Below are 14,769 nucleotides of genomic sequence, written 5' to 3'. Positions count from 1 at the left end.
CGGGCGCCCGCCGCGTCCGGCAAGGTGCGGGGCGACGGGTGGCGCGGCTCTCCGCGCCGGGACGGAGGAGGGGTTCGGATGACGTGGTCCCGGATGACGGTGGTCCGCGACGGCGTACGGCTGGAGTGCCGGGACCGGCCCGGTCCGGGGCCGTCGGTGGTGCTGCTGCACGGTCTGGCCGGGCACGCGGGCGAATGGGACGGGACGGCGGAGTGGCTGAGCCGCCGTCATCGCGTGGTCGCCGTGGACCAGCGCGGGCACGGCGCCTCCGAGCGGCTTCCCGGGGACGTCTCCCGCGCGGCCTACGTGGCCGACGCCGTGGCCGTCGTCGAGGAGTTGGGCACCGGGCCGGTGGTCCTGGTGGGCCAGTCGCTCGGCGGCCACACCGCGATGCTGACGGCCGCGGCCCGCCCGGATCTCGTCCGCGCCCTGCTGCTGGTCGAGGCGGGACCCGGCGGCCCGAACCCGGGCGTTCCCGCGGACATCGGGGCGTGGCTGGACTCCTGGCCGGTGCCGTTCCCCTCGGTGGAGTCCGCCGCCGCGTTCCTCGGCGGCGGCCCGGTCGGCAGGGGCTGGGCGGAGGGCCTGGAGCGGCGCGAGGGCGGCTGGTGGCCGCGCTTCGACCGCGACGTCATGGTGGCGTCCCTGCGGGAGAACGCGGAACGCGCCTTCTGGGAGGAGTGGGACGCGCTGCGGTGCCCGACGCTGGTCGTCCTGGCCGAGAAGGGGATCATCGGGGCCGAGGAGGCCGAGGGGATGTGCCGCCGGCAGCCGCGTGCGGTGGCCGTCGGCGTCCCCGGGGCGGGCCACGACGTCCATCTGGAGCGCCCGGACGCGCTGCGCCAGGCGATGGCCGCCTTCCTCGACGGCCTCGGCTGACGGACTCCGGCCGGACGGAGCGGGCGACCCGGCGAGGCCACCCCGCGGCGATCCGCTACGAGGTGTTCGGTCCCGACGAGTGGCACGCCCGAGCCGACCGCGGGGTCCCGCCGGAAGCCGACGGGTCTCGCCGCGTGGACCGCCCGGCGGAGGAACCCCCAACTCCCCTATGCTCACCTACGATCCGACAACCTTCCCAACAGTTGATCCTTGAATCACCTCAGGAGATCGCCATGCCCGAGACACCAGGGTCCGGGAGCGCGGCCCCACCCGAGGTCGCCGAGGCGATGTACGACGCCATGCTGCGGTCCGACCGGGACACGCTGGCGGCCATCGCCTCCCCGGGGATCCGGGTCCGGGTGACGGACGCGCTGCCCGGCGGTGGCGCGGTCTCCGGGCTCGCCGGCTTAGCGGCGTTCTTCAAGAGGACGTTCCACATGATCGAGAGCCGCATCGAGACCGACCGGCTCTTCGAGGAGGGCGGCCAGGTCGTCGCCGTCGGACGTACGCAGGGCGCGGGGCACGGGACCAGCCCCTTCGACAGCGCGATCGTGCACGTCTTCACGGTCGAGGAGGGCAGGATCGTCGGGTTCGACGCGTACGGCGATGACCCGGCGGGCCCGCAGGGCCCGGTCGGCCGCTGACCACCGGGCCCGGCTCCTGGCGTCCGGGCCTCAGGCAGAGGCCCGCCGCGGACCGCGCTCGTAGGCCTGACGTGCCGTCCGCAGCAGGGTGCGCCAGGACGTGACGGTGGGGCGGCGGCGCAGCAGGGCGCGGCGCTCACGCTCCGTCATACCGCCCCAGATGCCGAACTCGGTACGGTTGTCCAGGGCGTCGGCCAGGCACTCGGTGCGCACGGGGCAACCGCCGCACACGGCCTTGACGCGTTTCTGGGCGGCACCCTGGACGAACAGCACGTCCGGGTCCTCCATCCGGCACATGGCCTGCGCTCCCCAGTTCTCCACCCAGACGTCGGACTCGCCGCCGGTGCCCGTCGGCCCCGGCTCCCCCACCACGTCAAGCTTCATCCGCGTATCTCCTGCTCCGCCGCCCCGTCGCGCCTTCGCGCGGGGCATCTCCTCTCGTCCCCGTGCCCTCAGTACGGAACGGGTGCGGAAACCGTTCAGCGGTCAGGCGGACGAATCGGCGCGGGCGACCGCGATGTCGGCGAACTCCTCGATCAGCGGGTCGTGCCGGCTGCCGTCCCACGCGAGGACGACCCGGTTGGGACCGATGTCCTCGATCTCTACGTGGGCGAGGTCGGCGCGGGTGTAGTAGGTCGCGGTGGAGAGCGGCAGCACGACGACCCCGCGCCCCGCCGCCACGCTCTCGAGCTTCTCCTCGACGGAACGGAAGGCCGGGACGGCCGGCCGGCGCCGCGGGCCGGCGAGCTCCCGGGCGACGTCGCGCCACTCGGGCACGGCGGCGGGGTCCTGCAGGAGGTGTTCGCCGGCGAGGTCCGCGATGCCGAGGGCGGGCTTGCCGGCGCAGGGGTGGTCCGCGGGCAGGACGGCGACGCGGGGTTCGGCGAGGAGGCCGCGGGTCGCCAGACCGCGGGTGTCGACGGGCATCCTGACGTAGCCGATGTCGACGCGTCCGTCGAGGATCACCTCCGTCTGGTCGTCCCAGCCCGTCCTGACGACCTCGACCGACAGGTCCGGGTGCCGGCGGGAGAGCTCCCGAACGGCACCCGTGACGATCAGTCCGGGCATGAAACCCACGGTGAAGGAGGCGTGGCCCCGGTCCGCGCGGGCGACGCGCCGCCGGGTGGCGTCGGCGGCCGCCAGGAGCGGTCCGGCGTCGGCGAGGAGCTGCGTACCGGCCGCGGTCAGCTCGGTGCTGCGGCGGTCACGGGAGAACAGCCGCACCTTGAGTTCGTCCTCCAGCGCCCTGATCTGCCGCGACAGCACGGGCTGCGCGATGTGCAGGCGCTGCGCCGCTCTGCCGAAGTGCAGTTCCTCGGCGACCGCGACGAAGTACCGCAGTTTGCGGAGATCCAGGTCCACAGGGCCCCTCCTCGCCTCCTCACCGGGACGGACACACTTCGAGCGTATCCGTCCGGACCGCGCTCCTCAGCGGGCGGCCTCAGGAGCGGGCGAGGTCCGCCTGCAGGTCGAGCCGGGTGGGCCGCCAGCCCAGCTCACGGCGGGCCCGGGCGCCGGTGAGCCGCTGGTCGAGGGCGAAGGCCTCGGCGATGGGGCCCATCCGCTCCTCGGCCTCCGTCTCGGTCAGCCGCCGGACCGATCCGGGGCGGCCGATCGCCCGGCTCACCGCCTGGGCGACCTCCGCCTGGGTCGGGTGGAGGTCGCCGACCCCGGCGTAGACCGAGCCGGGCGCGGCGTTCAGGGCCAGCGCGTAGAGCTCGGCGACGTCGTCGACGTGCACGGTCGACCAGTGGTTGGCGCCGTCGCCGACGCAGGGCACGGAGCCGGTCTCCCGGCCCGGGGCCGCGTAGAACATCTCGACGAGCCCGCCGGAGCGGCCGTGGACCAGGCCGGGCATGACCACGACCGGCCGTTCGCCGGTCGCGGCGCGGGCGAGGACGCGCTTCTCGTTCTCCGGCCGCCAGGCGGTGATGCGCGGCGGGGCCAGCGGGGCGTCCTCGTCCGCCACACCGTCGGTGTCGCCGTAGACCCACACCCCGCCGGTGTGCACGTACGGGCGCGGCCCGGCGCCGTCCTGCAGCGCCGCGGCCGCCGCCCGGTCGACCTCGGCGGTGTCGGGACCGTAGTGCTGTCCCAGGTGGATGACCCCGTCGGCGTCACGCGCGGCGGCGCGGAGCACGTCCGTAGCGGTGAGGTCCCCGGACACGGGGACGGCCCCGAGGTCGCGGACGACGCGGGCCGAGTCCTCGCTGCGCGCGAGAGCCGCGACCTGGATGCCCCGGCGTACCAATGCCTCGATGGTGGCCCGCCCGACGTAGCCGGAACCTCCGGTGAGGAAGACCTTCATGGCGCTCGCCTTTCTCGTGATGTCCTGTGACACCTCCGAGTCTTCGGGCGGCACGGGTGGCGCGTCCAAGACCTGTTCCGCGCCCTGTGATACCCGTCGGGTATCAGCGCAGGGCCGCGTCGATGAGCTCCTGCAGGCGCAGTCCGCGCCGTGCGTCGAGCTCGCCGGTGCGGCCGGAGCGCACGGCGGCGGCGAACTCGGCGCGCAGGACGGGCCAGCCCTCCTCGTGGTCGATGGCGGAGGTGTCGTAGACGAGCTCCCCACCGGGACCGAGCAGTTCGATCCGGGTGCGCGGCTTCGGCAGCCGGACGCTGCCGGAGAGGGAGGCCTGGCTGACCGCCCCGTTCTCGTGCTCGCAGGTGACCTCGACCCATCGCCGGGGGTCACCGGTGGCGCGGATCGAGGCGATGGGACCGACGGCCGCGTCGAGGAGGTCGATGAGGTGCGGGCCGAGATCGAGCAGCGCGCCTTGTTCCAGACGCCAGCCGGTGGCGAACTCCCCGCCGAGGAAGGCCCCGTGGAGATAGCAGGACCGTGCGCCGGTGACCTCGGCCTCCCGCGCGCGCCGCAGGAAGTCGCGGGTCTCGGCCTGGTAGCGCTTGGTCAGCACCATCTGGGAGACGACGCCGGCCTCCGCCACGGCGTCGGCGACCGCGCGTGCCGAGGCCAGGTCGGGGCCGAGCGGCTTCTCCAGCAGCAGGGCCTTGCCGGCCTTGGCGGCCCGTACGGCGAGTTGGGCCTGGACGGCGGGCGGCACGGCGAAGGCCACGGCCTCGCAGCGGTCGAAGAGTTCCTCGGGGCTGCCGGCCGTCGCCGCGCCGTAGGTGCCGGCGATCTCCTCGGCGGCCTCGGTGCGCCGGGCCCAGACGGCGGTGAGCCGGGTCTCGGGTCCGGCGGCCAGGATCCGCGCGTGCATGGCCCGGGCCCAGGGACCTGCGCCGATCAGTCCGACCTCGACGGGGGCGGGGAGGGGGGCAGGGGTGTTCACGGTGGTGCTCCAGGGTCAGTTGGGGGCCGCGGCGGCCAGCCGTTCGTTGGCCTGGTCCGGGGCGTAGAGGTGCTCGACCACCATGGCGGTGGCGCCGGCGAGGGCGGCGCGGTCGCCGAGGCGGGAGGTCACGACCTGCAGGTTGCGGGTGGCCCGGGGCAGCGCGCGCTGGTAGAGCAGTTCGCGCACCCCGGTGACGAAGTGGGTCTCGGCGAGGTCCCCGGCGATCATCAGGACGCCGGGGTTGAGCAGGGTCACGACCGTGACCAGCACCTCGCCGCAGCGCCGGCCGGCCTCGCGGGCCAGGCGCACCGCGTCGGGCTGGCCGGCGTCCAGGTGCTCGCGCACCTGCGCGGCGGAGCCGGCCGGCACGCCGAGGGCGCTCAGTTGCCCGGCCAGCGCGCGGCCGCTGGCGACGGCGGCGAGGCAGCCGTGGGAGCCGCACATGCACAGGGCGTCGGACGCGTCGTGCAGACGGATGTGCCCGAGGTCGCCCGCGCCGCCGTCGATCCCGCGGAAGGCGGTTCCGTCGATGACGACACCCGCGCCGATGCCGGTGGAGACCTTGACCAGGACGAAGGCCGAGCAGTCGCGCCAGGAGTCGCGCTGCTCGCCCAGGGCCATCAGATTGGCGTCGTTGTCGACGAGGACCGGCACCGAGGAGGGCAGTCCGGCGTGGCGGACCAGCGCCTCCTGCATCCGGGCCGGGACGGGGTAGCCGTCCCAGCCCGGCATGATCGGCGGCCGGACCACCACGCCGGTGGTCCAGTCGACGGGGCCGGGCACCGACAGGCCGACGCCGCACACCTTCGACGCCGGGACACCGGCGGCGGCGAGGAGTCCGGCGAACCGGCGGCCGAGCTCGTCCAGCACCTGGTCGGGGCCCCGGTCGAGCAGCAACTCCCCGGTGTGCTCCGCGAGTACCCGTCCGGACAGGTCCAGCACCGCGGCGCGGGCGCTGGTGGTGTCCAGGTCGGCGGCGAGCACGGCGGCGTGCCCGGAGTCGAACTGCAGGTGCGTGGAGGGCCGTCCGCCGGTGGACTGCCCGCCGGGTACGGTGCGCAGCCAGCCCGCGGCGAAGAGCTGGTCCAGCCGCTGGCCGACGGTCGAGCGGGACAGGCCCGTCACGCGCTGGAGTTCGCCACGGGTGGTCGCCTGCCCGGTCCTGATCAGTTCCAGCAGGTGTCCGGCGGTGCTCCAGGGCGTAGCCATGCGTGCTCGCTCCCCCTCGTGTCGGGCCATGGTGCTCAGCTCTTGTCCGCGCCGCTGGTCAGGCCCTCGGTGAGGAGCCGTTCGGCCGCGTAGAAAAGGAGTACCACGGGAATGGTCAGCACGACGGAGCCTGCCATGAGGACGGTCTTCGGCACCTCGATGCCGTTGGCGAGCTGCTGAAGTCCCAGCGACACCGTCCACTTGTCCGGGTCGGCTGCGAGGAACAGCAGCGCGAAGAGGAACTCGTTCCAGGCGATCATGAAGACGTACAGCCCGGTGGCCATCAACGAGGGCGCGGCCAGCGGCAGGACGACCTTGCGCACGGTCTGGATCCGTGAGGCGCCGTCGAGGGCGGCGGCCTCCTCGATGCTCTCGGGGATGGTGACGAAGTAGTTCTTGAGCATGTAGATGGAGACCGGAACGGTCTGCGCGATGTAGACGATCGCGAGGCCGAACAGACTCCCCTGCAGGCCGATCCGGGCGAAGATGACGAACAGCGGCACCGCGAGCAGCGTCGCCGGGAAGAGGTAGACGGCCAGGAACAGCGCGCTGACCTGCCGACCGCCGAAGAACTTCAGCCGGGTGATGGCGTAGGCGCCGGGGACGGACACCAGCAGGGTCAGCAGCATGGAGCCGAGTGCCACCAGCGCGGAGTTGCCGAGCATCCGCAGGAAGCCCTGGCCGCCGTCGTCGACCGACTTGAGCACGGTGCGGTAGGTGTCGAGGGTGAACTCCGAGGTGCCGACCCACAATTTGCCGGGGTCGAGCAGCAGCTGGTCGATCGGCTTCACCGAGAGCAGCAGCATGTAGTAGAAGGGGAAGATCGTGATGATCGCGAGCCCGACGATCACCACCCAGCGCAGGACGGCGAAGGTGCGGTCCTCGATCTGTGCGCGACTGGCCATCACGCCTCCTCCTGAACCTTCTTGGCGAAGAACTTGAAGTAGATGCCGAGCAGCACGGCGAGGATCGCGGCAAGGACGAGGGCCTGGGCGGCGGCCGCGCCCACGTCATAGCGGGCGGTGAGGAAGTCGTAGACGCGCACCGCGACCACGTCGGTGCCCGAACCGCCGCCGGTGAGCAGGTAGATGTCGTCGAACTTGTTGAAGGTGAGGATGAAGCGCAGCACCGACAGCAGGGCGATGACCGGCATCAGCTGGGGCAGCAGGATGTGGCGGAACCGCTGGGTGAGGGTGGCGCCGTCGACCACCGCGGCCTCCTCCAGGCCCTCCGGGACGGCCTGCAGCCGGGCCATCAGGAAGAGGAAGGCGAAGGGGAAGTAGCGCCAGGTCTCGAAGGCGATCACCGTCAGCAGCGCCAGCGGCACGTGGACGTGCCAGCCCAGGAGCGAGATCTCCTGGGACCTGGTGGACAGGAAGGCGACCGGCTCGTCCCAGCCGAACAGCTTGGTGCCCACCTCGTTGACGACACCGAACTGCGGGCTGAGCGCGATCTCCCAGACGAAGGTCACGGCGACGACGGGGGCCACGTACGGCAGCAGCATGGTGCCGCGCAGCAGCGCCCGGCCGCGGAAGGGGCGGCGCAGCGCGAGCGCCGCGATCAGGCCGAGGACGATGGAGCCGGCGGTGGCGCCGACCGTGTAGACCAGGGTGGTCCACAGCGAGGTCCAGAAGCCGGGCGAGGTGAAGACCTCGCTGAAGTTTCCCCAGGTCCAGTTGGACAGGAAGCCCATGCTCTGGATGTCGACCAGCCGGGCGTGCTGGAAGGCCAGCAGGACGGTCCAGGCGATCGGCAGGACCACGACGACCAGGACCACCAGGAGGGTGGGCGAGACGAAGGCGAGTCCGGCCCGGTTCTCCCGCTGGGCCAGGGTCAGGGGGCGCCGGGATCCGGCGTTGGCGGTGTCCGCCTCCGGCGTTCTCCGCTGCTGTGTGCTCTGTGCGGTGCTCATCACTGCTTCCTTGAAGGACGAGGCCGGGGGCGGCTCACTGGAGGGACTTCTGCAGGGCCGCGACTTCCTCGTCGGCCTCCTCGGCGGCCTCCTGCGGGGAGGTCTGGCCGGTGGTCATGTCGCCCACCGCCTTGGGGATGGGCAGTTCGCCGATGGTGGCGCCGACCAGCGCCCCCTGGCCCTGGGTGATGCCCCAGCGCTTCATGTTGCCGACGCCGGCGGTGAGTTCGTCGAGCAGCCGCGGCGAGAAGACGTCTTCCATGGACTTCTTGGTGTCCACGCCGATGTCGCTGGCCCGCCAGGCCTTCAGGTACTTCTGCGGGTCGTCGGCCGTCCCGGCCCGGACCGGGATCTTGCCCTCGGGGGCCATGCCGAACCAGCCCTGGTAGCCGTCGCCCATCATGTACTCGATGAACTTCTCCGAGGCCGCGGTCTCCGCGGTCTTGGTCACGACCCAGGACGAGACCTCACCGAACTGGGCGGGCTTGGCCGAATCGGGCCCGCTGAGCGCGGTGACGATGCCGCTGTTGTCGGACAGGTACTGCGCGTCCTTCTTGCACTGGGCGCAGCTGGGCAGGGCGTCGGCGCGCAGTCCGGCCAGCTCGTCGAGGAGGAAGGTGGACCAGACGATCATGGAGGAGCGGCCGGCGAAGTAGACGGCCCGGGTGGTGTCCACTGTCTGGGTGCCGGGGGCGCCGTAGTCGCCGGCGAGTTTGTCGTAGGCGTCGAAGGCGCGGTCGCACTGGGGGCTGTCGAGCGTGACGTCGCCCTTGGCGTCGGCGAGTTCGCAGCCGTTGGCGAGGGCCAGGTCCTCGAAGCTCTGCTGGGTGAAGACGTCGCCGGGGTCGGTGGAGAGCGAGATGCCGCTGGTGCCGCCGCTGTTCAGCTTCCGAGCGGCCCTGAGCATCGCGTCGTAGCTGTCGGGGGCGGCGAGGCCGGCCTTGGCGAAGAGGTCCTTGCGGTAGACGAGGATCTGCATCCAGGCGTCGCTGGGTACGCCGAGGCGGGTGGCGCCGTCACCGGTCAGCTTGAGGGCGTTGCTGTTGAAGGTGCCCGGCCCCAGGTCGTCGACGATCCTCTTCGTGGCGCCGGTGTTCAGCAGGCCGTTGCTGTACATCTGCCAGACCGGCGCGAGGGGTATGCCCCCGATGACGTCGGGAAGGGTGCCCGCGGCGGCGGCCGACATGATCAGCTGCGGCAGCTGGCCCTCGTCGACCCCGACCAGGTTCACCTCGACCCCGGACTCCTTCTCGAAGGCGGCGATGGTCTTCTTCGTCGCCTCCACGCGGTCGGTGAGGTTCTCCAGGCTCCAGACGGTGATCTTGTTGTCGGGTTTCCCGTTGTCCTGCGCCGCGCAGCCGGACATCACCCCGATTCCCACTACGGCGGCCAAGCCGCTCGCCAGCGCCCTCGACCGTCGGGACCACATGCGCATCAACCGTCCTCATCGTCAGCCTTGCGTTACGTACGCGTTGCATCAGAGCATCACTTTTGCTTGTTGACAAGACTTAAGTCTCGGATATCTTCGACGTAAGTCAGCCTTCGATGGCTGAACGGACCGCATAACCGATCTTTCCGGAGTCCCCCTGTGGAACGCGTAGTCCAGTTCACCGGCCCCCGTCAGGTGGAGGTCGCCCCGAGCGAGTCAGTCCCCCTGCCCCCTGGCCATCTGCGCGTACGGACCCGCTACTCCGGAATCTCGGCGGGCACCGAACTCACCGCCTACCGCGGCACCAACCCGTACCTGACCCGCACCTGGGACCCGGAGGCGCGCCTGTTCCGGGACGGCGCCGCGGGCATCGAGTACCCCGTCGCCGGCTGGGGGTACTCCGAGGTCGGCGAGGTGACGGAGGTCTCACCCGAGCTCACGGACGTCCCCGGCATGCCGGCCGTCGGGGACCTCGTCTGGGGCATCTGGGGCCACCGCAGCGAGGGCGTCGTGCCCGCCGAGCGCATGGCCGGGCACGTGCTCCCGGCCGGGCTGGAGCCGCTGGCCGGTGCCTTCGCCCGTGTCGGGGCGATCGCGTACAACGCCGTCCTCGGCGCCGACGTCCATCTCGGCGAGGACGTCGCCGTCTTCGGCCAGGGCGTCATCGGACTGCTCACCACCCGCCTCGCCCAGTTGAACGGCGCCCGCGTCACCGCCGTCGACGCGCTCGACGTCCGCCTCGCCAAGGCCGCGGAGTACGGCGCGGCGACCACGCTCAACGCCCGTACGGACGCGGTCGCCGAGCGGATCCGCGCCGCCACCGACGGCCGCGGCGCGGACGTCGCCATCGAGATCAGCGGCGCCTACCCGGCCCTGCACGACGCCCTGCGCTCGGTCGCGGTCGGCGGCCGGGTCGTGGCCTCCGGCTTCTACCAGGGCGACGGCGTGGGCCTGCGGCTCGGCGACGAGTTCCACCACAACCGCGTACAGCTGATCTGCTCCCAGATCGGCGGCGTCCCGCCGCAGCTCAGCGGGCGCTGGACCGTCGAGCGCCTGCAGCGGACCTTCCTGCGACTGGTCGCCGAGGGCCACGTCGACGTGCAGTCCCTCGTCAGTCATGTCGTCCCGGTCGCCGACGCGGCCGAAGCCTACGTCCTGCTGGATGAGCGTCCCGCCGACGCGCTCCAGGTCGTCCTGGAGTTCTGAGAGGCCCCTCGATCATGTTCAAGACCGCTTGCCAGGAACAGCTGCTGCCCGGTGACACCCTCCAGCAGAAGTGGGAGTTCGCCCAGGAGGCCGGCTACGACGCCATCGAGCTGCGCGGGAAGGGCGACTTCCACTTCCGCGACCGGCTCCCCGAGCTGCGCAGGGCCCAGGCCGACGGTGTCGTCATGCCGACCGTCTGCGTCGACATGCTGCACTTCTTCGGCGCCTTCGACCCCGACCTGCGTCGCGATGCGGTCGCGCAGATGAAGTCGCAGCTCAGCGTCATCGCCGAACTCGGGGGGCTGGGCGCCCAGACCCCGGCCTCGTACGGCATGTTCTCCCGCCGGCTGCCGCCCTTCGAGCCGCCGCGCAGCGAGGAGGAGGACCGCGAGGTGCTCCTGAAGGGACTGACGGAACTGGGCGAGCACGCCCGCGCCGAGGGTGTCACGCTCTTCCTGGAACCCCTCAACCGCTACGAGGACCACATGGTCAACCGGCTGGAGCAGGCCGCCGAGCTGATCCGCACGGTCGGTCTGGACTCCGTGCGCATCGGCATCGACAGCTACCACATGAACATCGAGGAGACCGACCCCGCGGCCGCCATCCTCGCCGTGGCGCCGCTCATCGGTCACGCCCAGGTCAGCGACTCCAACCGCTTCCAGCCCGGCGCCGGCCACCTCGACTGGCCCGCCTGGCTCGGTGCGCTGGACGCCGCGGGGTACGACGGCTACCTCGCCGCGGAGTGCCGTCTCACGGGGGACCCCGTCGCGGCCGTGCGCTCCGTCCCCGCCTTCCTGCACCGGGCCGCCGGATGACGGCCGTCCTCGAACCGGCCCTGCGGTCCCCGGGCCGCGAGGGGGACCGGGAAGCCGAGCTGCGCCGGGCCGCCGCCCGGGTCCTGCTGTCCAACTGGACGGGCGCGGCGACGGTCCCCTCGCGCACCCTCTACCCGCACCAGTGGAGCTGGGACTCCGCGTTCATCGCCATCGGGCTGGCCCGGCTCGCCCCGCGCAGGGCCCAGCGGGAACTGGAGACCCTGCTCGGGGCGCAGTGGCGCGACGGACGTGTCCCGCACATCGTCTTCAACTCCTCGGTGCCCCTGGACGCGTACTTCCCGAGCCCCGACTTCTGGCGCAGTTCGGGCGCGGGCGCCGCCTCGGGCGCGCCCGGGGACATCGAGACCTCCGGCATCGTCCAGCCGCCGGTGCACGCCCTCGCCGCCTGGCAGGTCCACCTCGCGGACCCCGCCGAGTCCCGGCGCCGCGGCTTCCTGCGGCGGATGTACCCCCGGCTGGCCGCCTGGCACCGCTACCTCGCCGCCTCGCGCGACCTGGGCGGCGGCGGGCTGGCGGCCGTGGTGCACCCCTGGGAGCCGGGGCTGGACAACAGCCCGGTGTGGGACGCGGCGCTCGCCCGGGTCGAACCGGCGCCGCCGGAGTCCTTCCGCAGGGCGGACCTCGACCACAGCGAGGCCGCCGACCGCCCCACCGACCTCGACTACGGCCGCTACGTCCGGCTCGCCGCCGACTACCGCGACCACGGCTACGACGACGCGCGCACCCCGCACGCCTTCGCCCTCGAGGACCCCTGCTTCAACGCCCTGTCCATCGCCTCCGAGCACGCCCTCGCCGAGATCGCCGCGGCGACCGGCGCGGACCCCGCACCGCACCGCCGCAGGGCGGCCGAGGCCACGGCCGCCCTGGTCGACCGGCTGTGGGACCCCGCCGCGGGCATCTTCCTCGCCCGGGACCTGACGACCGGCGAGGCCGTCGGCGGGCACAGCGTCGCGGGCCTGGTGCCCCTGATCGTGCCCGGCCTCCCGGACACCGTCGCGCGGTCGCTGATCGCGACGGCGCACGGCGAGCGCTTCCGGCTCGGCCGGGTGCACCTGGTGCCGAGCTACGACCTCACCGCTCCGGAGTACGACGGCAACCGCTACTGGCGGGGCCCCAGTTGGTTCAACACCGCGTGGCTGGTCCACCGCGGACTGCGGCAGCACGGCGCGGACCGGGCGGCCGACGTCCTGCGCGAGCAGGCGCTCGACGACGCCCGCCGCACCGGATTCGCCGAGTACGTCGAACCGGCCAGCGGCCAGGGCCGCGGCATCCGCCGCTTCAGCTGGACCGCCGCCCTGGCCCTGGACCTGCTGCACCCGACACCGCAAGGAGAGCCCGCCCGATGACCGTCGAACGTCTGCTGGTCCACCGCGGCACCTTCGCCTCCACCAGCCGCTCCGGCGACATCACCGGACGCCGCGGCGACACCCCGGACGGCCTCTTCCTCCGCGACGCCCGCCATCTGAGCCGCTGGCGGCTCACCGCGGACGGCGTCGTACCGTCCCTGCTGACCTCCTCCGACGACGGTTTCGTGCTCACCCCGGAGGGAGGCCGGGACGAACCGCCGGCGTACTCGCTCTTCCGGCGGCAGGCCGTCGAGGCGGGCGCGCTGACCGAACGCATCCGCGTGGTGAGCAACCGTGCGGAGCCCGCCACGGTGGAGATCGCGCTGGAGGTGGACGCGGACTTCGCGGACCAGTTCGAACTGCGGGGCGACCACCGGCGCTACGACAAGGCCGACGGACGGCGCACCGCCGAGGACCGCCCGGACGGTGTCGCCTTCCGCTACCGGCGCGGCGAGGACTGGGACGCCCGCACCACGGTCACCGCCTCCCCCGCCCCCGCCGCCGTCCGCCCGCTGGAGCCGGCCGGCACCGCGCGCCTGCTGACCTGGCGGCTGCCACTGCCGGGCCACGGTGCGGCCGAGCTCGCCCTGAGCGTCCGGGCGGTGCCCCACGGCGCCGCGGAACCGCCCCCTCCCCCGGACCCGGAGTCGGTCCGCAACCGGCATGCCGCCGAGGAGGACGGCTTCGTCCATTCTCGGCCGCGGCCGCGTTCGCTGACCAACTGGGACGAGCTCGCGCGCGCCTGCGCGGCGGGCCTGGCCGACCTGGCCGGGCTCCGCGTCCCGGCGACCGGCCCGGCGGGCGAGCCGCTGCTGGTGCCCGCCGCCGGCATCCCCTGGTTCCTCACCCTCTTCGGCCGTGACTCCCTGCTGACCTCGTTGTTCGCTCTGCCGTACCGGCCGGAGCTGGCCGCGGACACGCTGCTCGCCCTCGCCGCGACCCAGGGCACCCGGCACGACGCGGCCCGCCTGGAGCAGCCGGGCCGGATCGTGCACGAGGTCCGGCACGGCGAACTCGCCCACTTCGGGCAGGTGCCGTACGGCCGCTACTACGGCAGCGCCGATGCCACGCCGCTGTTCCTGGTGCTGCTGGAGGCCCACAGCGCGGCGACCGGCGACCCGGGGCTCGCGCGGCGCCTGGAGCCGCACGCCCGTGCCGCCGTGGAGTGGATGTTCCGTGACGGCGGGCTGGGCGCGGGCGACTACCTCCGCTACACCTCCGACGCCGCGCGCGGCGGGCTGGCGCACCAGAACTGGAAGGACTCCGAAGGGGCCATCTGCTTCGCCGACGGCCGCCGCCCCGAGGGCGCGCTCGCCGTCGCAGAGGTGCAGGGCTACGCCTACGACGCCCTGGTCCGCACCGCCCGCCTGGCCCGTACCGTCTGGGGCGACGCCGGGGAGGCGGACCGGCTGGAGAAGGCCGCGGCGGACCTGCGGGAGCGGTTCCGCCGGGACTTCTGGATGAGCGGCCGGGACTTCCCCGCGCTCGCCCTGGACGGCGAGGGCCGGCAGGTGGACGCCCTCGCCTCGGACGCCGGGCACCTGCTGTGGTCCGGCATCCTCGACCCGGCCGACGCGCGGACGGTGGGCCGGCGGCTGCTGCAGCCCGACTTCTTCTCCGGCTGGGGGGTGCGCACGCTCGCGGCGGGCCAGGCCCCGTACCACCCGCTGTCGTACCACCGCGGCAGCATCTGGCCGCACGACAACGCGGTCGTCGTGCTCGGGCTCGCGCGCAGCGGTCTGGCGGAGGAGGCCTCGCGGATCGCCCACGGGCTGGTGCAGGCGGCCGCCGCGCACGACTGGCGTCTGCCGGAGGTGATGGCCGGGTACGGACGGGACGAGCACCCGGTACCCGTGCCGTACCCGCACTCCTGCTCGCCCCAGGCCTGGGCCGCGGCCACTCCCCTGGCGCTGCTCACCGCGCTCAACGGCGGCCCCGAGGCGTTGCGCTGAGGAGGGCGGCCCGCGGCGCGCAGAGGGTCCCGGGTCCCCCGCCACGCAGGCGGGGGA

14 protein-coding genes are annotated in these 14,769 nt (G+C 73.3%); 6 read left to right on the top strand and 8 right to left on the bottom strand.

What is annotated here, in order from left to right; genetic code table 11:
- The first annotated feature begins 78 nt into the window (after positions 1–78).
- Both ACFW3D_RS35890 and ACFW3D_RS35885 read left to right on the top strand, forming a co-directional pair.
- Positions 79–879 carry an alpha/beta fold hydrolase gene (locus tag ACFW3D_RS35890; RefSeq protein WP_500511735.1) on the top strand — a complete coding sequence of 267 codons (801 nt, stop codon included), beginning with the start codon at positions 79–81 and terminating at the stop codon, positions 877–879.
- Between the two features lie 233 nt (positions 880–1,112).
- A complete protein-coding gene (locus ACFW3D_RS35885) occupies positions 1,113–1,523 on the top strand; it encodes a nuclear transport factor 2 family protein (protein ID WP_500511733.1) in 411 nt (136 codons plus the stop codon).
- A gap of 30 nt (positions 1,524–1,553) precedes the next feature.
- Here the strand turns inward: ACFW3D_RS35885 and ACFW3D_RS35880 are convergent, their stop codons facing one another.
- The 8 genes from ACFW3D_RS35880 to ACFW3D_RS35845 all read right to left on the bottom strand — a co-directional run bounded on the left by ACFW3D_RS35880 (position 1,554) and on the right by ACFW3D_RS35845 (position 9,378).
- Positions 1,554–1,907: a WhiB family transcriptional regulator gene (locus ACFW3D_RS35880; RefSeq protein WP_500511731.1), complete on the bottom strand. Its 354-nt coding sequence runs from the start codon at positions 1,905–1,907 to the stop codon at positions 1,554–1,556.
- A 102-nt stretch (positions 1,908–2,009) separates the two neighbouring features.
- Positions 2,010–2,885, bottom strand: a complete 876-nt coding sequence (locus ACFW3D_RS35875; RefSeq protein WP_500511729.1) for a LysR family transcriptional regulator — start codon at positions 2,883–2,885, stop codon at positions 2,010–2,012.
- Between the two features lie 79 nt (positions 2,886–2,964).
- Entirely contained in the window at positions 2,965–3,831 is an 867-nt protein-coding gene (locus tag ACFW3D_RS35870; protein ID WP_500511727.1) for an NAD-dependent epimerase/dehydratase family protein, read from the bottom strand.
- A gap of 103 nt (positions 3,832–3,934) precedes the next feature.
- Positions 3,935–4,819, bottom strand: coding sequence for a Gfo/Idh/MocA family protein (locus tag ACFW3D_RS35865; protein WP_500511725.1), 885 nt, complete (start codon positions 4,817–4,819; stop codon positions 3,935–3,937).
- A 15-nt stretch (positions 4,820–4,834) separates the two neighbouring features.
- Positions 4,835–6,031, bottom strand: a complete 1,197-nt coding sequence (locus tag ACFW3D_RS35860; RefSeq protein ID WP_500511723.1) for an ROK family transcriptional regulator — start codon at positions 6,029–6,031, stop codon at positions 4,835–4,837.
- 35 nt (positions 6,032–6,066) lie between these two features.
- The gene (locus tag ACFW3D_RS35855; RefSeq protein WP_500511721.1) at positions 6,067–6,936 is read right to left on the bottom strand and encodes a carbohydrate ABC transporter permease; all 870 of its coding nucleotides are present in this window, start codon (positions 6,934–6,936) and stop codon (positions 6,067–6,069) included.
- Complete coding sequence (locus tag ACFW3D_RS35850; protein WP_500511719.1) at positions 6,936–7,943, bottom strand: carbohydrate ABC transporter permease; 1,008 nt, start codon at positions 7,941–7,943, stop codon at positions 6,936–6,938. The genes ACFW3D_RS35855 and ACFW3D_RS35850 overlap by 1 nt, the downstream gene beginning before the upstream one ends.
- Before the next feature lie 34 nt (positions 7,944–7,977).
- Positions 7,978–9,378: an ABC transporter substrate-binding protein gene (locus ACFW3D_RS35845; protein WP_500511717.1), complete on the bottom strand. Its 1,401-nt coding sequence runs from the start codon at positions 9,376–9,378 to the stop codon at positions 7,978–7,980.
- Between the two features lie 153 nt (positions 9,379–9,531).
- On the opposite strand from ACFW3D_RS35845, the gene ACFW3D_RS35840 reads away from it, so the two are divergent.
- Genes ACFW3D_RS35840 through ACFW3D_RS35825 form a run of 4 tightly spaced genes read left to right on the top strand, consistent with a single transcriptional unit; the run spans position 9,532 to position 14,712 of the window.
- Positions 9,532–10,578: a zinc-dependent alcohol dehydrogenase gene (locus ACFW3D_RS35840; protein ID WP_500511715.1), complete on the top strand. Its 1,047-nt coding sequence runs from the start codon at positions 9,532–9,534 to the stop codon at positions 10,576–10,578.
- A 14-nt stretch (positions 10,579–10,592) separates the two neighbouring features.
- Positions 10,593–11,393, top strand: coding sequence for a sugar phosphate isomerase/epimerase family protein (locus tag ACFW3D_RS35835; protein ID WP_500511713.1), 801 nt, complete (start codon positions 10,593–10,595; stop codon positions 11,391–11,393).
- Positions 11,390–12,760: an MGH1-like glycoside hydrolase domain-containing protein gene (locus ACFW3D_RS35830; protein WP_500511711.1), complete on the top strand. Its 1,371-nt coding sequence runs from the start codon at positions 11,390–11,392 to the stop codon at positions 12,758–12,760. The genes ACFW3D_RS35835 and ACFW3D_RS35830 overlap by 4 nt, the downstream gene beginning before the upstream one ends.
- Entirely contained in the window at positions 12,757–14,712 is a 1,956-nt protein-coding gene (locus ACFW3D_RS35825) for an amylo-alpha-1,6-glucosidase (RefSeq protein ID WP_500511709.1), read from the top strand. The genes ACFW3D_RS35830 and ACFW3D_RS35825 overlap by 4 nt, the downstream gene beginning before the upstream one ends.
- The last annotated feature ends 57 nt before the right edge of the window (positions 14,713–14,769 follow it).

This window comes from Streptomyces sp. NPDC058864, assembly GCF_042742985.1.
Lineage (GTDB): Bacteria > Actinomycetota > Actinomycetes > Streptomycetales > Streptomycetaceae > Actinacidiphila.
The sequence above is the reverse complement of the archived record's forward strand: the minus strand, read 5'-3'. Positions and strand labels throughout refer to the sequence as shown.